Raw genomic sequence first — 20,143 nt, 5'->3', positions numbered from 1 at the left:
GATATAAAAGTAATAATTAGATATAAAACAATAAAAACGCATAAAAGAAATTATATGCGTTTTTAGTTATTTTAACATATTGTAATAATTTAATGTAAAAAATTCCTTTTTGATATGGAATTGAATTATTATGTTATAATAAATAACTAAATATACTTAATGAAAACAAAGGGAGGGGCTTATGTTAATAAGAGAAATACAAGAAAAAGATAATAAGCAAGTTGAATCGCTTATAAGAACTTGTTTAATAGAATTTGGGGCAAACAAACCTGGATGTGCTTGGTCTGATCCTAACTTAGGATGTTTTTATCAGGTTTATATAAACGAGAAATCTAAGTATTTGGTTGTTGAAGAGGATGGTAAAATAGTAGCAGGTTGCGGCATAGGACCATTAGAAAATGCTGAAGGTGTATGTGAATTACAAAAGATGTATTCATTAAAAGAGGTAAGAGGTACTGGTATTGCGCAAGAGTTATTAGATATCTTATTAGAATTTGCTAGAAAGCATTATAAAGAATGTTACCTTGAAACTTTTGATAATATGGTAGCTGCGAATAAATTTTATAAAAAGAATGGATTTATACAATTAGATAAACCTTTAGTTGAAACTGAACACTTTGCTTGTGATGTTTGGTATTTAAAGAACTTATAAAGTTATTTACTTAAAAAATATAAAGGACATGCATGATACTTTCACGCCATGTCCTTTATTTTGGCTGTATATCTTAAATATAAAAAGCTATAATCTATAGTTCTAGTATATCTAAATCATTAGGCATGTATATATTTCCATTGAATTCTTGTTTTCCTTCATCTATATATAATTCTTTTCTGTTCTCTAGGTTCTTATCTTCTGTATGATATAATATGATATTTTTTACATTCAATTCTTTAGCATTTTTACATGCATCTTTTGCAGTGGCATGATGCTTTTCATAGGGTTTAAATATATCTTTTTGAGAATAAAGACAGAATGCTTCGTGAAGTAAATAATCTACATTTTCACAATAATTTTTTACCGTGTCTCTATATGGTTCATCACCTAAAAATGTTAATGATTTATCATTAGCCAATATGGTTGTAAATCCATATTGAAGATCTTTAGTGCTATGTATATCAAAAAAAGTGATTTTTCTATCTAATATAGTAGTTGTATAGTTATCGGTGATTTTGTTGAATAGTATCCTATCATCAAATAATTTTAAAAACTTTTTTTGAAGGACAAATGAGCAAATAGTCTTAATTGCTTCTGTGGAAGTATCATGACAATAGATATTTAAGTCTCCGATATATTTGCCGTTTAGTATACTTTGAGCGACAGCCCTGATTACCCAGACACTTCCTAAAATATGATCATTATGATTATGTGATATAAACATATTGTGGATGTGATTAATTGATATATTTAATTTTTCTAAATTTGATAGAACAGTATTTCCGCCGCCAGCATCAACAAGAAAATGTTCATCATCCTTTGATAAAGTAAAGCAGGTATTATAGCATTTTGTAACCATTGCAGAGCCTGTTCCAAGCATATATAATTTTTCCATTCGTAAACTCCTTGTATAAATATAAAAATTTTAAAGATAATAAAATTAAGAATTTTTTAATTACTAATTTTAAATTAAGTATATTATAAAAGCTATATAAAATAAATTCAATATCATAAAATTATCTTATAGATTAAGAATTAATTTAAACTTAATATAAAAATGTGTATAAATTTTAATAAATGCATTTACTTATAAGTATACTTATTATATACTAGTGTATATACAGTTAGTAAGCAAGAGGAGGATGCAGGATATATGAATAATAAAATAAAGCAAATGGTATATGCTGGATTATTAACAGCACTAGCAATTATAATTCCTATTCAATTTGGATTTTTAAAGATAATTATTCCACCATATTTTACAGCAACATTGGCAGCTCATGTACCAATGATGTTATCTATGTTAATATCACCATTTGTGGCGATAGTAGTTGGAATAGGTTCAACAATTGGTTTTTTAATAGCAGGGACACCTGCACCAGTAGTTGCAAGAGCAGCAACGCATATTGTTGTAGGGTATGTCGGAGCTATGGTAATCATGAAAAACAAAAGTTATGTTAAAGCTGTAGCAATATCTGCACCTATACATGGAATTCTAGAAGCTTTAGTTACAATACCATTTATAGGATTTGGAGCTGCGGCTTATCCAGCTTTAGCAGTTACACTTGTTGGTGCAATGATACATCATAGTGTAGATGGTGTAATAGCATATGCGGTTATTAAAGCAGTCGCAAAAGCTAGAAAGAAAAATATCTACAATGTTTTTGGTGATTTTGGAACAAAAAATCAATATAGTTATACAAAATAAAATATTAAACAATAATTTAAAGAAAAATATATAAATTTTCTCTAAATTACGAAGCCCAATGCAATATACGAAGTATGCATTGGGCTTTTTGTAGCGATTAATCAGAAAAATTTAGAAAAAAAATAAAATAATATAGACAAAAAGATGAAATATCATATAATAAGGTTAGAATATTTAAAAGCACAAATTATAGGAATTCAATGAAAGTGAATAAATTACCTAGTTTATAAGCAAGATAGGCTTTGTGCTAATAATTAAAGATGAGGTGTGAACATTTTGGAAGAAAAAGAAGTAATGTCATTTAAAGATGAGGATGGAAATAAAGTTGATTTTGAAGCTATAGCAAGGATTTATTTAGGGGAGCAGGGATATTTATTATTATCACCATTAGACGATAATAGTAATGATATGTTTGCTTTTAGAATAGATATAAATGAAGAAGGAAAAGAAGAATTGAATCTTGTTGAAGATGATAAGGAATTTGAAGAGATAAAGAAAGAATATAAAAAATTATTATACTAGGTGTAAGAGGTGAAATTAATGAAAGGTTCAGAAATAATAAGCTATCTAGAGGATAATGGCTTAGAAGATGTAGAGGAAGTAAAACAAAAGAAAGATTATGTTATGATAAAATTTTATTACGATTTTGATAAAGAGGAGATAAGCGCTGCAAAAACTTATTCGAACGAAGAAAGTGATTTTGAACCAGAATCTGACGAATGGTATAATGAATATTATATTCCATATCTAAGAGATATTGCAGTAGATAATGTTGAATCAATACTGGAAGAAATTATAGATGAATATGAGGTAGAAGCTAAATATAAGGAATTTGGAATGGAAAATGGAGACAGCGGATATTTTAAATTTGTAGCAGTCTTTTCTGATGAATTAACAGATACAGAAATGGAAGATATTTTAAACGATTACTATGAGTAAAACTGCCATTAAAATACTATTGAAAATATTATAGCTTGTGCTATAATAAAATCATAGATTTCCTGAGATGTGCGTAGAGCTTATGATATTCAACCTACATGATATTATCGGGATTTGCAGTTAATTCATAAATGTCAGGCTTCATTTAATCACATGTTGTGACAGTAGAAGGCAGAAGTGAATTGAGCTTAACCCACCTGCGAGGCGCAGGATTTGAATATATGGGCAAGCGGCATGTTGGGAACTATAATTGGAGTCAACACCTCAGTAATGAGGTGTTTTTTATATGTTCAAAAATATAGCAGGAAAATGCTAAAAAGCTAACTAAAGAAGTACTTTAGTTAGCTTTTTAGGTAAATGAAAAATTCAAATTCATTATATATGATGCAATATTACATTTAAGCCCCTGTAACCTAAGTAAATATCCAGATACAAGAGACAGAAAACTAATTTCTATATATACATCTTAATTTAAAGTAAAACTATAATTCAAAATTTTATTTTTTGAAAGCATTCTAACTTAAGCAGCTAATTCACTAATTGGTTTTGAATTATGTCTTCTCTTATACACATGAGCTAGTTCCTTTTGGTAAAGAACTATATGCTTGTCCAAATTTTGAGAGAGAATAATCATAAATTTGTTCCTTGGTGAAAAAAACAATAACAATAAGTTAAGTAAGTTTTTCCTAAATAAGAGATTACATTTGAGTTTGTAAGATATCCATGTTTTCATAATTTCACCTTCTTTTTTCATATTTGGCTGAGATATACATTTATTATAAACAAAAAAGTAAAAAAAGTAAAAAAAAATCATCTTGCAAATATTGACAGCAAGAACCAAAAATGAGTAATAAAGCGTTAAAAAACGCATAATTTTAAATATTTTATTACAATATAATACAAATATGGGTAATAATTACAAAAGAGATGATCGACATGACTATATATGGAATTAAGAAATGGTGTCGAAAAATTTCATATTGATTATATTATTTTAAATGGTAAAATTATTGATATAGACACAGAAAGGATGAGGCATAATGGATATCGAAAATTCTAAGATTGAGGACGTTGTTAAGGAAATTAATTCATTATACAAAATAAGTCAAGAAAGAGAACTTACAAAGGATGAGAAAGAATTACAAGAAAAACTTAGAAAAAGGTATATAGATAATGTTAAAAGGAATTTTAGGGCTCAATTAGATGGGATAGAATCAAAAAAAAGAAAAAAGGGGTAATGAGGAGTGGGAGTATTAGTCAAAAAGCTTATAGCTGATTTGAATTTGGAAGTGCTAGTTGAAGGAAAAGAAGATGTGGAGATTTCTGTAAATGATATAAATAGACCAGGACTACAACTTGCAGGCTTTTATAATTACTTTGCTCCAGAGAGAATACAGGTTATAGGCAAGGCAGAATGGAGCTTTCTAGATTATATGCAAATAGAACTTAGAAAAAAGAGAGTAAAGAAATACTTTAGCTTTGATATAAACTGCTTAATTATAACTAGAGGATTAGAACCACATCCGGAATTTATACGAGAAGCACAAAAACATAATATATGGTTTGTTAGAAGCAACTTGGTAACTACACAATTTATAAGTAAAACTACAATATATTTAGCAGATAAGCTTGCACCTGAAACTAGATTACATGGAGTTTTGGTTGATGTTTCCGGTATAGGTATATTAATTACAGGAGAAAGTGGAATAGGAAAAAGTGAAACAGCTTTAGAATTAATAAAAAGGGGACATAGACTTGTTACAGATGATGCTGTTGATATAAAGGATATAGATGGCCAGCTAATAGGAAGATCTCCTAAAATAACAGTAGGAATGTTAGAAGTTAGAGGGCTTGGAATTATTGATGTCACAACATTGTATGGATTAAGTTCCGTTGTTCAGGAGAAGGAAATAAGATTAGTTATGCATTTTGAACATTGGAAAGATGATAACGATTATGATAGATTGGGAATAGACAATGAATATATGAACATATTAGGTATAAATGTAAAAAAATTAACTGTTCCTATTAGGCCAGGAAGAAATATTGCAGTCATTATAGAAGCAGCGGCAGTTAATTACAGACATGCACTCATGTCAAAAATTACACCTGTAGATGTAATAGAAAGTAGGATGAATGATCTTAATGATTAAAGGGCATGCTAACTAAGGAGGAATTTTTTTATGAAAAGTGAGAAAAAGGAAAGTAATAAAAATGCATGGAATAAATATGATAGCGAGAAGGTAGAAGAGATATTTAAATTCTGTGAAGGATATAAAGATTTTATGTCGCAATGTAAAACTGAAAGAGAATGTGTTCATGAGGTAATAGAATTAGCAAAAGCTGAAGGTTATAAAGATATAGAAGAAATTATTAAAAACAAAGGAACTTTAAAAGCAGGAGATAAAGTTTATGCTAATAATAAAGGTAAAACAATAGCTTTGTTTATAATAGGAAATGAGCCAATGGAAAATGGCTTAAAAATTTTGGGAGCTCATATTGATTCACCAAGATTGGATGTGAAGCAAAATCCTCTATATGAAGATAGTGAATTGGTATTGTTAGATACGCATTATTATGGTGGAATTAAAAAATATCAGTGGGTTACATTACCTTTGGCATTGCATGGAGTTGTGGCAAAAAAGGATGGAACAGTTATAAATATATGTATTGGAGAAGATGAAGATGACCCTGTTATTGGAGTTTCTGATCTTTTAGTACATTTAGCAGGAACTCAGATGGAAAAGAAAGGGAATAAGGTTGTTGAAGGTGAAGACCTTAATGTCTTAGTTGGAAGTATGCCTTTAGAAGGAACAGAAAAAGAAGCTGTTAAGGCAAATATTCTAAAAATACTTAAAGAAAAATATGATTTTGAGGAAGATGATTTTCTTTCAGCTGAATTAGAGGTTGTAACTGCAGGAAGAGCAAGAGACTATGGATTAGATAGAAGTATGGTTATGGCTTACGGTCAGGATGATAGAGTTTGTTCGTATACATCTCTCATGGCTATGTTTGATATAAAGGAAATTGATAAGACTTGCTGTACCTTATTAGTTGATAAAGAGGAAATAGGCAGCTTTGGTGCTACTGGTATGCAATCAAAGTTTTTTGAAAACATTGTTGCTGAAATTATAGACAAAGTCGAAGGATATACAGAGCTTAAACTTAGAAGATGTCTTACTAATTCAAAGATGTTATCATCAGATGTTAGTGCAGCCTTTGATCCTAATTATCCTTCAGCAATGGAAAAGAAGAATGCAGCTTTCTTTGGCAGAGGAATGGTATTTAACAAATATACAGGTTCGAGAGGAAAATATGGTTGTAATGATGCAAGTGCTGAATATATGGCAGAACTTAGAAATATAATGGAAAAACACGATGTTGCAATTCAAACAGCAGAACTTGGAAAAGTTGATGCTGGTGGAGGGGGAACTATAGCGTATATATTAGCGCAATATAACATGGAAGTAATAGATTGTGGAGTTGCACTTCTTAATATGCATTCACCATGGGAAATTGCAAGTAAAGTTGATATATACGAAACTATGAAGGGATATAAAGCTTTTTTATTAGAGGCATAGAAATTATTAAAATATGAGATAAGAAAGAACTTTATAATAATAGAGCTCAAGGATATAAATGCTAGAATCCTTGAGCTTTTTATCTTTTAATATAAATAATATCGATTTGTTATTTAGTTTAGTGCGATAAATTTAGAGAAGAGAGAAATTTAGACAAATACTCATAGGGCAATTCAACAGAACCAATATCACCATGACGAGTATCTTCTTTTAAATTACCATGAAAATCAGAACCGCAGGAAACTAATAAATTATTATCATTTGCTAGTTTTAAAAACGATTCAGTTTCTTCCTGTGTGTTAAGATAATATATAGATTCAAAACCGTCAAAACCCATGGATAAGAACTCGTGTATGCTAGAATTCACTATTAATTTAGGATGAGCTAAGAATACATGTGCATTATATTTTTTAAGTAATTTTAAACCATCAATAGTAGAAAGCTTTAAAGTTGGGACATAGGCTTTACAATTTTTGCCGATGAATTTATTGAAAATTTCATCATGAGTATAAGGGTAGCCGCAATTAATTATCTCTCTGGCAATATGAGGTCTAGCAATAGTATCTTTAGCATCTTTTAAAATTTTTTCGAAATTTATTTCTATATTAAACTCCTCTTTTAACTTATTAATCATTTTTTTTGCTCTAACAATTCTATGATTTTTTATATTATCAAGTTCTTTAATAAACTCTTGATTTTTAAAGTTATCATCTTTAAAGAAGCCTAAAATATGTACACTTTCATTGTTGTGCTGAGTTGATAATTCAATTCCAGGAATTAAGGTGATATCATATTTATAACTTTCTTCAATAGCTTCATTTAAGCCATCAATAGTATCGTGATCGGTTATGGCTAGATATTTAACATTATTCTCATAAGCCCTTTTAACAACTTCAGAAGGTGAGAATATTCCATCAGAAGAGGTAGTGTGAACGTGGAAATCTACTTTAAGCATAAGTTATCCTCCAATTATCAGAGATTTTTATAATAATATAATAATCATATCATATGGAAAAATATAAGTATAGGGACTCACAATAACAATAATATTTTTCATATATTTAATTGCAAGATTTGAAATAAAATCACCGGATTTGGTTTATAGTTCACAATTAGTTATCGTTTGATTGTAGTTTGTTAACTTCATTTGCACATTTGATTACAGACAAAGCATTTTTATATCGTAGCCAATAATTCGTAAAATACCCTATTGTAACTAAAACGCACAGAAGCATATCAATACCAATGAGTAGTTGATAGCTCTTACTGATATCAAAAGAAATACCTCCGATTAAGCTACCAATTATACCACCTGCTTGATGGAATAGAAGGAGACTTCCAATGAACTTTCCTTTTTCCTTTGTATTCTCGTTGGCAATTAACATTCCTCCAGGTACAGCCCCTAGATAAGTAAATCCGAAGAGGACTGCAAATATAATTGGCGACCAGGGCGAATATACAAACAAAATTATAAACGCTAAGATGCGTATCCCGTACAACAGCGACATGGCTGTAAATTTATTGATACGATCCAAAAAATATCCGAAAATGAGCGAACCGATTATTTCCATAATTCCTAAGGTGCTCATGGATATAGCAATCAAGGCAGGCTTTACGCTAGACCATTGATAAATAGCCACTAAATTCATCTCTACAGTCCCCATATTAAACCCACATGTAAATAATGCAAAACCAATAAATAGAAATAATAATATATGAGGGCCTCTAAAAAGCATTTTCATTTTTGGTTGTTCAGATTTCTTTGATTGATTCTGTCGAGTTTCAGGATTCCGAATAAGAACCTGAATAACTGGCAATGCAACAAAAAGGCTGAGCAGGCAAGAGATCAGAAATGCATCCTTCCATGTTAACCAACTATTCGAGATAAAAATTGGAGTGCAAACGGCTAGACCAATAGATGATGAGCTTGCCAGAAGCGCAGTAGCTTTGGCTCGATGATGTTGGAACCAGTCAAATATTAGAATATATGTAGCAGATGCTCCTATACCGTAAAAACCCGATATGACTCCATATCCGATAAAAAACAAAACCGGGCTATGTCCTACAAAAACGATACTTGTCCCTAAGATACTAAAAATTGTACTTAGTTGCATTAATTTCTTAGGTCCATAACGGTCAGCAATCCATCCTCCTATAGGTGTGCATAATGCTGCAATCAGTAAGTTGGTTGACCATGCCATGGAAATCAAGCTTCTGCTTATATTCAAATCTTGAGAAATTTGGACTTGATAAGTAGCCATAATAAAACGCAATAATGCGCCAATAAAGCCGATAATCCACAAAGCAGCTAGCCCGATCCAAGCATACTTACGTTCTTTGAACCATGTGTCGTTCATTTTCTCACCTCATTTTAATATAATAAAAAAGATACTTAACGATCTCTTTTTTATCATGGTAACACAATCATGAATAAAGTGCAAATTTATATTCACTTCTTGTGTGAAAAATATTTTTATTATGTCTAATTACAGAATTGGTTTCTTAAGTTAAAATATCAAGTTTGTTGACGAAAATACCCCCTGGCTTGTAATAACTATCTAAATTTTTGGAGGCATGCTATAATAATTAAAGAAAAAATAACATGTGCAATGAGGATAAGATTACATTCCTTGGAGGAGATACTATGAGTAAAGGAGAAAACACACGCAATTATATAATTAAGAAATCGGCTGAACTTTTTAATCAGCGAGGCTACGCAGGATCTTCGCTCTCTGATATTACTGAAGCAACTGGAATTAAGAGGGGAGGGATTTATCGTCACTTTGCATGTAAGGATGAGATTGCCCTTGAGGCCTATGATTATGCAGTAGGAATTGTTAATGAAAAATTTACTGAAGCCGTAAGTGAACAACAATCAGCGATTGATAAAATTTTGGCCTTATTCAAGGTCTATGAACAAGTTGTAGAAAATCCTCCTTTTATCGGAGGATGTCCTGTATTAAATACAGCCATTGAAAGTGATGATACTCACCCTGAATTACGAAAAAAAGCCCAGCAAAGCATTGAAAGGATGCTGCAATATATTAAGGGGATTCTTTACCAAGGTATACAGAACGGTGAGTTAAAGCCAAATATTGATACCGATGCTCTTGCTACTTTCATTTTTTCCACTTTAGAAGGCGGTATAATGCTAAGTAAACTGGAGGGAAATAATCGGCATATGCAATTTAACATTGAAAATATATCCAAGTATTTAGAACAATTTTCATCATAAGTATCTTAGTTCGTTTCCTTTAAAACGCTATATTAGTGAATATGAATCATAATCAGTGCTAATCTGGTGAGTGCAGAAGGTATTCGCACTTCGCAAGAATACCCAGTTGTCTTGTGAATATCCAAGCTAAAATATTCAAGGTTATAAATTTTTTTATGATCTTTTTGTGCTAGTAGAATTTATGAAAAAACCAAGGCTTATTAATTTGTTATTGAAAGAAACATTAACTTATATAAAAGATGCCAATGATATGATTGAATATAATTCTAAGCAAACATTGAGCTTCATAGGAATTGAATAAGTAATATAAAAGGCATTAAACATTCATTAGAAAGTTTAATGCCTTTTATATACTAATTAATACCACATTACAACGTTCAATTTAAACTCTTGAAGAAATATCTTTCAAAGTCTAAAGAATATACTCCAAAAGTATATTCTTGCGGTATCCGTAACAGTTATTCAAAAACTGATGTTGACGCTGCATTTATTCGTCAAAGAAAAGAAGATTTAGAGAAATTTATAAGTGAAGAAGGCTGTCTGCTGGTGCGACAGCCCCTTTAAAGAATAATAATGATTACTATTCAATAAAATATTGTCGTCATAGGTTTCAATGCTTTACTCCCCATATAGTGCGTCTAACTTTAGATAAAGCCTCTTTTGATTTTTCTTTATTCATAAACATCAAAATTACATAGAGTGAATCTAAGATGCTCAATTGAGATATACGAGAAGATAAGGCTTCTGAATGAAATTCGATTTCTTCAGATATAGAAATAAAAACGACATCACCTATCTTAGCTAGAGGAGAAGATGCATGGCTAGTGATAACAATTACTTTTGCACCGGCTTCCTTAACTATTTCAGCAATCTTGATAGTTTCTTTTGATTTTCCTGTATGTGAGATACAAATTGCACAATCCTGTGGTGTTAATAAAGATGCTTCCATAAGTTGTATATGATAATCAGTACTATGACGGACATGAGCTGGGGAACGTAAAAATTTATGATATGCATCTTCTGCAAGTATTCCTGATCCACCGACACCAAAAAAATATAATAGATTTGAATTTGATATAATCTCAGCCGCTTTTTTCAAATCGTCTAACCGTAATATATTCTTAGTATTAGTTAGCGTTTTAATGTTTGAATCAAAGACTTTTTGTGCCATAGTTAACTCATTATCATCAATTTCAATTCTTTCATGAATTGATGTGGTTGAAAAATTATTTTCTTCAATTAAGATAGCCATCTTAAACTCTTTAAAACCAGAATAGCCTAGTTTTTTTGCAAATTGAAATAAAGTAGAGTCTGCAACATTGAGTTCATCAGATAAATAGCTGATAGAATTGTAAGCCACAGAAATTGGATTTTCAAGTATATAGTCTGCAATATTTTGTTCTTTAGCACTTAATCCATTGTATAACGATTTAATTTTAAGTCTAACAGATACCTCCATGTTGGTCCTCCTTTTTATAAATGATGTATTGTAACTTTAAAAATAATAAAAAATTTTGAGTGTAATGTATATTTTAAATAGTATTGTATATAAAAATCAAATTTATAAAAGAAAATGATATAGAGTTTTGTGTTCATATGGTTGAATGAATAATTGAGTTTAATAATGTATGAAAAGTGATTGAATTATTAAAAAAAAGCATTGTTATAAGTATATCAAATAGTAATTTTATGTCAATATCTTGAATACTACAAGTCAGACTTTGGTTCTTATCTTTATGAGAAGGCTAATTATAATAAGCATTATTTAAAGCCTTAACAACTAAAGCATTAGTAATTTTTAACGAAAGTGTAGCCAATTATTTATTTAGAATATAACTCAAGAACTGAAACAAAATAACACTAAACATATTTGATAATAGGGATATATGAATATCTCCTATCTATTTTTGGTTAATAGAAGTAATAGTAAAATAGATATTCTTAACTAAACGATATCTTACTTAACTCTACTCAATATGTCTGCTACTTTATATAAATATCATAGTATTTCTGAAATTGCAAGAGGCGGATAGAGATAGAAGTATGAGAAAAGCGCAATTCTATCAAAAAAATTTTTTTTTATAAAAATATTTACAAAAAAAATTTTTTTTGATACAATAGAGACATGAAATGGAGGGATTGTATGAAAATAGCAATTATAGGTCTTGGTAAGATGGGGTTAAACATAGCATGTAATTTAAAGAATCATAATTATGATGTTATGGGATTTGATTTATCTGATAAAGCAAAAGAAAATGCTGAAAAGGAAGGTATAAAAACATTTGATAATTTAGAAAAAATCATTACTTCATTTACTGAAAAAAGAGTAATCTGGTCTATGTTACCTGCTGGAGAAATTACGGAATCTGTATTGAATCAATTGCTGAACTTACTTTCTCCAAATGACATTGTCATTGAAGGTGGAAATTCAAATTTTAAGGATTCAATACGACGTGCAAAGACTTTTAAGGAGAAAGAAATATCTTATTTTGATTGTGGAACATCAGGTGGTACTTCTGGAGCACTTGGTGGTGCATGTACGATGATTGGTGGAGATCCTGAAGTATTTAAGTATATAGAACCAATTTTTAAAGATATATCAGTTGAAAAGGGTTACTTATACACTGGCCAATCAGGAAGTGGTCACTTTTTGAAAATGATCCATAATGGAATCGAATACGGAATGATGCAAGCAATAGGTGAAGGTTTTCAAATTGTTAAAGAAAGTGAATTTGATTATGATCTAGCTGCTGTTGCGAGGGTTTGGAATAACGGATCTGTTATTCGAGGTTGGCTTATGGAAATTGCTGAATCACAATTTAAAGCTAGTCTAAATTTAGAAGACTACAGAGGAGTTGTTGCTGCATCAGGAGAAGCGAAATGGACTATTGAAACTGCTTTGGATATGGGGATTTCAGTACCAACAATTGCTTTGAGTTTATTTATGCGTAATTTGTCTCAGGAAGATGACAGTTTTTCTGCAAAGGTGGTTTCGGCTTTACGGAACGGATTTGGTGGACATGATGTTGTAAAAAAGGATAAGTAGATATGAGAGAATATAAGATAGCCATTGTTAATTCAAGTAGTTTTGGAAAGATATTCCCTCAGCACATTGATCGTTTGAAGGAAATAGGAGCTGTTGATTATTTTCAAGTTGATAATGAAATGCATGGAAAAGAACTTGCAAACTTATTAAGTGGATACAATATTATCATTGCAAGTGTAACCCCATTTTTTACTAAAGAGTTTTTTGATTACAAAGATGAGCTTTTGCTGATTACACGTCATGGAATTGGATACAACAATATTGATATCGATGCGGCAAAAGAACATGATACTGTTGTTGCAATAGTTCCGGCTTTAGTAGAACGGGACGCAGTCGCAGAAAACAACATTACAAATTTGTTAGCTGTATTAAGAAAAACAATGGAGTCTAGTAATCGAGTTAAATCGGATCGTTGGGAAGATAGAGCCGAATTTGTTGGACATGCACTTTTTAATAAAACAGTAGGTGTTATTGGAGTTGGAAACACAGGAAGTTGTGTAGTAGAGATTGTTAGAAATGGTTTTAGATGTAATGTTTTAGCTTATGACCCATACAAGTCAGATTTGTATTTACAGACTTATGGGGCAAGAAAAGTTGAATTAGATGAATTGTTGACTTCTTCTGATATTATTTGTCTTTGTGCAAATTTAACCAAAGAAAGTTATCATATGATATCTAAAAACGAAATAGAAAAGATGAAAGACGGTGTTTACATATCGAATAGTGCGCGAGGAGCACTATTGGATGAAAATGCGGTTATTGAGGGATTAAAATCTGGAAAAATTGCTGGTTTTGCAACAGATGTTTTAGAAGAAGAGCCAGGAAGAAAGAGCCATCCTTATTTAGCCTTTGATAACGTTTTAATAACTCCTCATACGTCAGCTTATACTATAGAATGTCTAGAGCGAATGGGTAATAAATGCGTAACAGATGTGGAACAAATAGTTCAAGGTGTTTTACCAGAGAGGGCAATTCAGCCAACAAGTAAATTTATTAAAAAATAAGGGGGGATAAAAATGTTGACAGATTTAAAGGTTAAAGTTGGTCCTGAGTTCTATAGGTATCATAAAGGTGCAATTGATTTTATTCCGCAATTATTAAAAGAACATAAATCAAAGAATATCTTGATTGTACATGGAACAATTTCTTGGGAAAAAGCAAAGCCAAAGATGAAGTTTTTAGAAACGATAGATCAAAATGTTTTTTATCATCAATATACAGGTGAATGTAGTTATTATGGTGCAGATTTAATAGCACAAATCGTTGAAGAAAATGATATCGATTTTATTATTGGAGTTGGTGGAGGAAAGCTTGTGGATCTTGTTGGATATTCTGGTCATATTTGTAATGTTAAATATGGGGTCGTTCCAACTTTGGTTAGTAATTGTGCACCATGGACACCTTTATCTGTTATGTATAAGGAAAGTGGAGAATCAGAAGGAAAATCTGAGCATTATATGAGGCAGGCTAGTTTCTTGATAACAGATCCGTATTTAGTGATTGATTCTCCAGTACGTTACTTCATTGCAGGGCTGGCAGATACAATTGCAAAATGGTATGAATCAGATTCTATTTTAGCTCAAAAACATTTGCAGAACGAACCTTTTTTAAAGCTAGCAAGCTATACTGCAAAGTTATGTAATGAATCAATTGTAAAAGAATCGGCTAAAGCAATGAAAGATATGGAGAATAAAGTAGTTTCGGAAGAATTTGTACATTTGTCTGAAATTGTGATAGCAGTTGCAGGTTTATGTGGAGGATTGGGAGATAAGTATGCCCGTAATGCCGCAGCACATGCAATGCATGACGCAATAGCTAAATATATTCCGGAAAGCCATTCATATCTTCATGGCGAAAAAGTAGCTTATGGGGTTTTATACCAGTTGGCTCTAGAAGGCAAGTGGTCGACGATTGATTCTTTAATGCCTTTCTATTCAGATTTGAAACTACCTGTATCTCTGCATTATATGGAATTGTATCCAGAAGATGAAAAAGTTCTTGATGAGATAGTTGGTTTTATTAATTCAAAAGAAAAAGTTCATTTGATTCCTATTGTAATTACGCCAGATATTTTGAAAAAAACAATCTTTGATTTAGAAAAATATGTAGAAAAGAGGTAGAAGAAGAGTAATGGAAACTTTAAGTGTATTACAGAGTTTTTTAATCGCTTTGTGGGTTGGCGCGGTTATGTCAAGATGGTTTGGTGGAGGAGCTTCACTAACGCTTCGATTTTCACCTTTAATGACCGGTTTGATTGTTGGTATTGTTATGGGAAATGTTGGCCAAGCAATGATTGTTACAGCTGCTTTACAGATGATCTATATGGGTGTTTTCTCTCCAGGAGGATCCATGCCACAAGAACCATCTATTGCAGCAGCTATCGCAGTACCAGTTGCTTTATTAGGAAATCTACAGCCTGAAGCTGCTATCGCTGTAGCAGTTCCAGTTGGTTTGTTAGGAAGTTATTTATATCAATTCCGTTTCTTTATCAATACATTCTTAGGTAAATATACAGATAAAGCTATAGAAGATTTAAATGATGGAGCTATTAAACGTTCAATAATTCTTTTACCTACAATTGCATCATTTGCTTTATTTGTACCGTTAGTATTTGTAGCTTTATATTTTGGAGCACCAGTGATTGCTGATGTAATCAATGCTCTGAAAGGAACTATTATCATTCACATCCTTCAAGTTGTTGGTGGTGGATTAGCTGCTATTGGTATTGCCACAACAGTTTATGTAATTGGACGTAAGGATTACTTAGCATTCTTTTTCTTGGCGTATTTCATGAGTGTTTCATTAAAATCATTGAATATTACAATGGTAACTTATGCTGTGTTTGGCCTATTGATTGCTCTAATTTTCAGTATGTCTCAAAAAGGAAAGAATGTTCCTGCTAAAACTGCCACTACGGGTATAGAGGCATTAGATGAAGATGATTATGATGATGGGTTTTAAGGAGAGGATAAAATGAGTGAAAATGTAAAAAGAGCTGCAGCTCCAGAAGAGATTACAAAAAAAGATGTTACTAAAGCATATTTAAGATGGCATTTTTCAAATGAAATTCCACATTCATTTGAAAGATATCTTGCATCTTCTTTGTTGTATGCAATGATGCCAATTTTAAGAAAATTATACAAAGATGATGAAGCGTTAAAAGCTGCTTATAAAAGACAACTATTATTTTTCAATACTCAGTTAAGCTGGGGTGGTGGAGTTATTACTGGTTTAATGGCTTCCATGGAATCACAACGTGCAAAAGAAGAATATGAACAATCAGAAATAACAATGCAAGACGATTTGATGTATAACACAAAAGCTGGTTTAATGGGTGCACTTGCTGGAATTGGTGATGCAATTGACTCAGGGACTGTGCAATATATCTTTATTGCCATCGCAGTTCCCTGGGCACAACAAGGTAGTCCATTAGGAGCGTTGTTCCCATTCGTTTGCTTTGCTCTTTACCAAGTTTTATTGGGTCTATTCTTTGCTCGTCAAGCATTCACTATGGGACGTAACGCAACAGGATTGATGGGAAGTACAGGTGTTAAAACTGCAATCGATACTTTATCTGTTTTAGGTCTATTTATGATGGGAATCTTAGCAGGTAACTATGTACAAGTTAGTGCAAATTTACAATTTACGATTTCTGGAAAAGCATTCATTATCCAAAATATTTTAGATTCTGTTGCTCCGGGTATTTTACCATTAGCAGTAGTTATGGGAGTTTATTGGTTCTACAATAAAAAAGGTTTAAAAGTTACATCAGCATTATTATGGTTAACATTAATTTTAATTGTTTTAGCTGGCGTTAGAATTCTATAGAGTAAAAAGGAGAGTTGAAAAATGGGTGTTATAAATTTAGCAAGAGTAGATGAACGTTTAATTCATGGGCAAGTTATGGTGACTCTTTCACAAAAGAGCGGGGTAAATTCAATTTTTGTAGTAGATGAAGTTGTAGCAAAAGACCCATTCATGAGAGATTTATATAAAAATGCAGGTAGCCGTACTGGACAAAAAACAATAGTAATTACGCCAGAGAAAGCTAAATTCTATTGGGATGAATACCAGTTCAAAGATTATAATTGTATCTTGATAGCAAAAACTGTAAAAGTTATGTATGACTTGGTTAAACATGGAGTGCCAATGAAAGAATTGAATATTGGAGGTATTGCACAAAAAGATGCAAGTAAAGATTTACTAGTTACAAAATCTGTTTATATAAACAAAGAGGATGTAGATAGATTAGTAGAAATGAAAGATAAATATGGAGTAGAGAATATCTATTTCCAAGCTACTCCTTCTGCTCCTAAAACAGAATTGAAAGATGTTGTTAGTAAATTTAAATAATTGTTTTTAAATGAAAGATTATTATTTTCCTTATAATAAAAATTGGAGGTTTATCATGGAGGATATTTTTAACGATAGATTAGCTAGGTATTCGTTTATGTATCGCTCACGGAATAGCAATAAAGAGAAAACTAGATTTTTGAAGGCGCTTGTAACAGATATATCACAAGTGCGAAAAGATATTTCCGTAATCGAATATAGTAATCAAAAAAAAGACAGTGCACGAAATGTATATGTTGGAGATATTGAAAAGGCAGATCAAATCGTTTGTACTTATTATGATACACCTCCAGCCTATTTAGGAGATTATATATTGTTTGATCGAAAAAAACAAGAAAAACAAACTACAAAAGCCGTTCTTTGTATGTCTCTAATTTGGATTTTCCTAGGTATTCTAGGAACACTTTTATACATGAAATTGGTTTCTACACCATTTGTTTTATTTTCTGTGCAAACAGCATGTCTTGCACTAATATACGGTGGATATTTTATTATTTTATCAAAGTTGTCAAAAGGTGAGTGGAATCGAAAGAATTTAATTAGAAATACATCTTCAGTACTTTGCTTGCTACAGATGTTAACAGAGAATCAAAATCAGAAAAAAGTGGCTTATGCATTTATCGATGAAGGTTGTTATGGAAGACGAGGATTAGATGTCTTAATGAGTTCTGTAAAAAAGAATGCAAAGGTTTATTGTTTAGATTCTGTTGGAGCAGATGCCACTTTAAATGTAATGGGTAAACAATTTAAAGAAGAGCTTGCTGAATCTAAAGAAATCCGATATGTATCACCTAGAGGTCAAATCAATTATTTATTTTGTGCAGATATGAATCAAGATAAAGAGTTTTACTTAGATAAGTCAAAGTTAAATAAGAAAAATTTAAATTATAGCCATTTTACTCAAGTAATAGAATTGTTAGGCATATGAAAGAAAATAACGAGTCCAAAAAGTCATGATTATTTTTGATTATGCCTTAAATCAAAATATAAAAGGAGATTAAATCATGTTAGGAATTGTAATCGCTACACATGGTACCTTAAGCAACGGTATAAAAGACGCAGCTGAAGTTATTATGGGGAATACAGAAAATATCATAACTGTAAATTTAAATGCAGGAGATGATGTTGAGAAACTTGGTAAGAAGATAAATAACGCTATTTTAGAAGTAAATCAAGGTGATGGTGTTGTAGTATTAGTTGATTTAGTGAGCGCAAGCCCATATAACCAATCAGTTCTTGCGACAAATCAGTTAGACCCAGAACTAAAAGATAAGGTTTATATTATTAGTGGAGTTAACTTACCTATGTTATTGGAGATAATCAATCATCAAATTTTAGGGACACAAATTGAAATGGTTGAAAAATCAGCTGCAGAACAAGCAAAAGAAAGTATTAGCTCATGGCATTTTCCTATTGATGTAGATGCTAATGAGGTTGATGAAGATGATGATTTTTGATGGAGGGATAAAATGAAGTGGGGATTCAGATGGTATGGAGCGAAAGACTCTATTCCTTTAAAACATTTCAGGCAAGTTCCAGGAACAGATGGTGTTGTAGGGACCTTATTAAATAAGTTACCTGGAGATGTTTGGGAAATTGATGAAATTAAAGAATTTAAGGCTTCAATTGAAAAAGAGGGATTGGAGTTACTTGGTATTGAAAGTGTTGCGGTTCATGATGCAATTAAAGCAAGAACAAAAGACTGTGATCATTATATTGATAATTATATTCAAACAATTAGAAATTTAGCAGCATGTGATATTCATTTAGTATGTTATAGTTTTAAACCAATTTTTGGATGGGCTAAGACAAATTTGAAATATGAAAATCCAGATGGTAGTTATTCATTGTTGTTTGATCAGTCTGTTGTAGAACATATGGATGCTAGTGAGATGTTTAAGCTTATAAATAGTCAATCTAATGGGTTTAAATTACCTGGATGGGAAGAAGAACGTTTGAAAAAGTTTAATGATTTGATGGAAATGTATGAAAATATTACAGAAGAAGATTTATTTAACAATCTTGCATACTTTCTAAAAAAAGTTATTCCTGTTTGTGAGGAAGTTGATGTGAAAATGGGGATTCATCCGGATGATCCACCATGGGAAATCTTTAATCTTCCAAGGGTAACAAAAAATTTAGAGGATTATAAAAGAATAATAAATATTATTGATTCTCCTTATAATGGTGTAACACTTTGCACAGGATCTTTAGGTGCAAATCCAGAGACAGATTTAGTTAAAGTCATACATGAATTAGGAAATAGAATTCAATTTGTACATTTAAGAAATGTTGAATTTTTGGGAAAACAAAAATTTAGAGAATCTGCTCATTTGAGTATTGATGGATCATTGGATATGTATGCACTTATGAAGGCGCTTATAGATGTTAATTTTGATGGGGTTATTCGTCCAGATCATGGTCGTTCAATTTGGGATGAAATAGCAATGCCAGGATATGGTTTATATGATCGTGCTTTAGGTTTTACTTATTTAAGAGGATTGTATGAAGCTATCACAAAATCTCAAAAAGAAAATGGATTGGAGAAAGAATAATGAGTGTATATTTAGAAGGTGCTAAATATTTTGATTTTACAGTGAATCATTCCGTATATTACTATTTGACC

Annotated in this window: 21 protein-coding genes and 1 other RNA gene; 18 read left to right on the top strand and 4 right to left on the bottom strand. The window is 31.2% G+C overall.

Annotated elements, in window-relative coordinates; all coding sequences use genetic code 11:
- The first annotated feature begins 181 nt into the window (after window positions 1–181).
- The gene (locus CLOBL_RS17490; RefSeq protein ID WP_077860213.1) at window positions 182–652 is read left to right on the top strand and encodes a GNAT family N-acetyltransferase; all 471 of its coding nucleotides are present in this window, start codon (window positions 182–184) and stop codon (window positions 650–652) included.
- Between the two features lie 94 nt (window positions 653–746).
- Here CLOBL_RS17490 and CLOBL_RS17485 read toward each other — a convergent pair whose 3' ends face one another.
- The gene (locus tag CLOBL_RS17485) at window positions 747–1,550 is read right to left on the bottom strand and encodes an MBL fold metallo-hydrolase (protein ID WP_077860212.1); all 804 of its coding nucleotides are present in this window, start codon (window positions 1,548–1,550) and stop codon (window positions 747–749) included.
- A gap of 258 nt (window positions 1,551–1,808) precedes the next feature.
- Between CLOBL_RS17485 and CLOBL_RS17480 the strand changes: the two genes are divergently transcribed.
- The 7 genes from CLOBL_RS17480 (at window position 1,809) to CLOBL_RS17445 (ending at window position 6,883) form a co-directional block, all read left to right on the top strand.
- The gene (locus tag CLOBL_RS17480) at window positions 1,809–2,363 is read left to right on the top strand and encodes a hypothetical protein (RefSeq protein ID WP_009169598.1); all 555 of its coding nucleotides are present in this window, start codon (window positions 1,809–1,811) and stop codon (window positions 2,361–2,363) included.
- Window positions 2,364–2,639: 276 nt separating this feature from the next.
- Window positions 2,640–2,885: a DUF1292 domain-containing protein gene (locus CLOBL_RS17475; RefSeq protein ID WP_077860211.1), complete on the top strand. Its 246-nt coding sequence runs from the start codon at window positions 2,640–2,642 to the stop codon at window positions 2,883–2,885.
- A gap of 18 nt (window positions 2,886–2,903) precedes the next feature.
- On the top strand, window positions 2,904–3,302 hold the full coding sequence (locus tag CLOBL_RS17470) for a hypothetical protein (protein WP_009169600.1): 399 nt from the start codon (window positions 2,904–2,906) through the stop codon (window positions 3,300–3,302).
- A 56-nt stretch (window positions 3,303–3,358) separates the two neighbouring features.
- Window positions 3,359–3,550, top strand: a non-coding RNA gene (gene ssrS / locus CLOBL_RS17465) — 6S RNA.
- Window positions 3,551–4,342: 792 nt separating this feature from the next.
- Window positions 4,343–4,540, top strand: a complete 198-nt coding sequence (locus CLOBL_RS17455) for a DUF896 domain-containing protein (RefSeq protein ID WP_009169601.1) — start codon at window positions 4,343–4,345, stop codon at window positions 4,538–4,540.
- Window positions 4,541–4,546: 6 nt separating this feature from the next.
- Window positions 4,547–5,455, top strand: a complete 909-nt coding sequence (gene hprK / locus CLOBL_RS17450) for an HPr(Ser) kinase/phosphatase (protein WP_009169602.1) — start codon at window positions 4,547–4,549, stop codon at window positions 5,453–5,455.
- Window positions 5,456–5,485: 30 nt separating this feature from the next.
- Window positions 5,486–6,883 carry an aminopeptidase gene (locus CLOBL_RS17445; RefSeq protein ID WP_077860210.1) on the top strand — a complete coding sequence of 466 codons (1,398 nt, stop codon included), beginning with the start codon at window positions 5,486–5,488 and terminating at the stop codon, window positions 6,881–6,883.
- Between the two features lie 118 nt (window positions 6,884–7,001).
- Here CLOBL_RS17445 and CLOBL_RS17440 read toward each other — a convergent pair whose 3' ends face one another.
- Together CLOBL_RS17440 and CLOBL_RS17435 are read right to left on the bottom strand one after the other, a co-directional pair.
- Complete coding sequence (locus CLOBL_RS17440; protein ID WP_077860209.1) at window positions 7,002–7,838, bottom strand: PHP domain-containing protein; 837 nt, start codon at window positions 7,836–7,838, stop codon at window positions 7,002–7,004.
- 157 nt (window positions 7,839–7,995) lie between these two features.
- A complete protein-coding gene (locus tag CLOBL_RS17435) occupies window positions 7,996–9,240 on the bottom strand; it encodes an MFS transporter (protein WP_077860208.1) in 1,245 nt (414 codons plus the stop codon).
- 287 nt (window positions 9,241–9,527) lie between these two features.
- Here CLOBL_RS17435 and CLOBL_RS17430 point away from each other — a divergent pair, with 287 nt between their 5' ends.
- Window positions 9,528–10,118 (top strand): TetR/AcrR family transcriptional regulator, encoded by a 591-nt coding sequence (locus CLOBL_RS17430; protein ID WP_077860207.1) that lies wholly within the window; start codon window positions 9,528–9,530, stop codon window positions 10,116–10,118.
- 610 nt (window positions 10,119–10,728) lie between these two features.
- On the opposite strand, the gene CLOBL_RS17425 is transcribed toward CLOBL_RS17430, so the two are convergent.
- Window positions 10,729–11,577: a MurR/RpiR family transcriptional regulator gene (locus tag CLOBL_RS17425; protein WP_077860206.1), complete on the bottom strand. Its 849-nt coding sequence runs from the start codon at window positions 11,575–11,577 to the stop codon at window positions 10,729–10,731.
- Window positions 11,578–12,261: 684 nt separating this feature from the next.
- Here CLOBL_RS17425 and gnd point away from each other — a divergent pair.
- The 9 genes from gnd to uxuA all read left to right on the top strand — a co-directional run bounded on the left by gnd (window position 12,262) and on the right by uxuA (window position 20,072).
- Window positions 12,262–13,164: a phosphogluconate dehydrogenase (NAD(+)-dependent, decarboxylating) gene (gene gnd, locus CLOBL_RS17420; RefSeq protein WP_077860205.1), complete on the top strand. Its 903-nt coding sequence runs from the start codon at window positions 12,262–12,264 to the stop codon at window positions 13,162–13,164.
- 2 nt (window positions 13,165–13,166) lie between these two features.
- A complete protein-coding gene (locus tag CLOBL_RS17415) occupies window positions 13,167–14,168 on the top strand; it encodes a D-isomer specific 2-hydroxyacid dehydrogenase family protein (RefSeq protein ID WP_077860204.1) in 1,002 nt (333 codons plus the stop codon).
- A gap of 12 nt (window positions 14,169–14,180) precedes the next feature.
- Window positions 14,181–15,284, top strand: a complete 1,104-nt coding sequence (locus CLOBL_RS17410) for an iron-containing alcohol dehydrogenase family protein (protein WP_077860203.1) — start codon at window positions 14,181–14,183, stop codon at window positions 15,282–15,284.
- Between the two features lie 10 nt (window positions 15,285–15,294).
- Window positions 15,295–16,125, top strand: a complete 831-nt coding sequence (locus CLOBL_RS17405) for a PTS sugar transporter subunit IIC (RefSeq protein WP_077860202.1) — start codon at window positions 15,295–15,297, stop codon at window positions 16,123–16,125.
- 12 nt (window positions 16,126–16,137) lie between these two features.
- On the top strand, window positions 16,138–16,992 hold the full coding sequence (locus CLOBL_RS17400; protein WP_077860201.1) for a PTS system mannose/fructose/sorbose family transporter subunit IID: 855 nt from the start codon (window positions 16,138–16,140) through the stop codon (window positions 16,990–16,992).
- A gap of 21 nt (window positions 16,993–17,013) precedes the next feature.
- Entirely contained in the window at window positions 17,014–17,517 is a 504-nt protein-coding gene (locus tag CLOBL_RS17395) for a PTS sugar transporter subunit IIB (RefSeq protein ID WP_012058423.1), read from the top strand.
- Window positions 17,518–17,656: 139 nt separating this feature from the next.
- Entirely contained in the window at window positions 17,657–18,445 is a 789-nt protein-coding gene (locus tag CLOBL_RS17390) for a hypothetical protein (protein ID WP_242953868.1), read from the top strand.
- A gap of 76 nt (window positions 18,446–18,521) precedes the next feature.
- On the top strand, window positions 18,522–18,974 hold the full coding sequence (locus CLOBL_RS17385; protein WP_077860199.1) for a PTS fructose transporter subunit IIA: 453 nt from the start codon (window positions 18,522–18,524) through the stop codon (window positions 18,972–18,974).
- A gap of 12 nt (window positions 18,975–18,986) precedes the next feature.
- Entirely contained in the window at window positions 18,987–20,072 is a 1,086-nt protein-coding gene (uxuA, locus tag CLOBL_RS17380; RefSeq protein WP_077860198.1) for a mannonate dehydratase, read from the top strand.
- Window positions 20,073–20,143: the final 71 nt, after the last annotated feature.

The organism is Clostridium sp. BL-8, from assembly GCF_002006495.1.
Lineage (GTDB): Bacteria > Bacillota > Clostridia > Clostridiales > Clostridiaceae > Clostridium.
The sequence above is the reverse complement of the archived record's forward strand: the minus strand, read 5'-3'. Positions and strand labels throughout refer to the sequence as shown.

Bases quoted from the DNA above. Each gene is read 5' to 3' on its own strand.
- CLOBL_RS17490 (WP_077860213.1), top strand. From the start codon at position 182: ATGTTAATAAGAGAAATACAAGAAAAAGATAATAAGCAAGTTGAATCG.
- CLOBL_RS17485 (WP_077860212.1), bottom strand. From the start codon at position 1,550: ATGGAAAAATTATATATGCTTGGAACAGGCTCTGCAATGGTTACAAAA.
- CLOBL_RS17480 (WP_009169598.1), top strand. From the start codon at position 1,809: ATGAATAATAAAATAAAGCAAATGGTATATGCTGGATTATTAACAGCA.
- CLOBL_RS17470 (WP_009169600.1), top strand. From the start codon at position 2,904: ATGAAAGGTTCAGAAATAATAAGCTATCTAGAGGATAATGGCTTAGAA.
- CLOBL_RS17455 (WP_009169601.1), top strand. From the start codon at position 4,343: ATGGATATCGAAAATTCTAAGATTGAGGACGTTGTTAAGGAAATTAAT.
- CLOBL_RS17445 (WP_077860210.1), top strand. From the start codon at position 5,486: ATGAAAAGTGAGAAAAAGGAAAGTAATAAAAATGCATGGAATAAATAT.
- CLOBL_RS17440 (WP_077860209.1), bottom strand. From the start codon at position 7,838: ATGCTTAAAGTAGATTTCCACGTTCACACTACCTCTTCTGATGGAATA.
- CLOBL_RS17435 (WP_077860208.1), bottom strand. From the start codon at position 9,240: ATGAACGACACATGGTTCAAAGAACGTAAGTATGCTTGGATCGGGCTA.
- CLOBL_RS17430 (WP_077860207.1), top strand. From the start codon at position 9,528: ATGAGTAAAGGAGAAAACACACGCAATTATATAATTAAGAAATCGGCT.
- CLOBL_RS17425 (WP_077860206.1), bottom strand. From the start codon at position 11,577: ATGGAGGTATCTGTTAGACTTAAAATTAAATCGTTATACAATGGATTA.
- gnd (WP_077860205.1), top strand. From the start codon at position 12,262: ATGAAAATAGCAATTATAGGTCTTGGTAAGATGGGGTTAAACATAGCA.
- CLOBL_RS17415 (WP_077860204.1), top strand. From the start codon at position 13,167: ATGAGAGAATATAAGATAGCCATTGTTAATTCAAGTAGTTTTGGAAAG.
- CLOBL_RS17410 (WP_077860203.1), top strand. From the start codon at position 14,181: ATGTTGACAGATTTAAAGGTTAAAGTTGGTCCTGAGTTCTATAGGTAT.
- CLOBL_RS17405 (WP_077860202.1), top strand. From the start codon at position 15,295: ATGGAAACTTTAAGTGTATTACAGAGTTTTTTAATCGCTTTGTGGGTT.
- CLOBL_RS17400 (WP_077860201.1), top strand. From the start codon at position 16,138: ATGAGTGAAAATGTAAAAAGAGCTGCAGCTCCAGAAGAGATTACAAAA.
- CLOBL_RS17395 (WP_012058423.1), top strand. From the start codon at position 17,014: ATGGGTGTTATAAATTTAGCAAGAGTAGATGAACGTTTAATTCATGGG.
- CLOBL_RS17385 (WP_077860199.1), top strand. From the start codon at position 18,522: ATGTTAGGAATTGTAATCGCTACACATGGTACCTTAAGCAACGGTATA.
- uxuA (WP_077860198.1), top strand. From the start codon at position 18,987: ATGAAGTGGGGATTCAGATGGTATGGAGCGAAAGACTCTATTCCTTTA.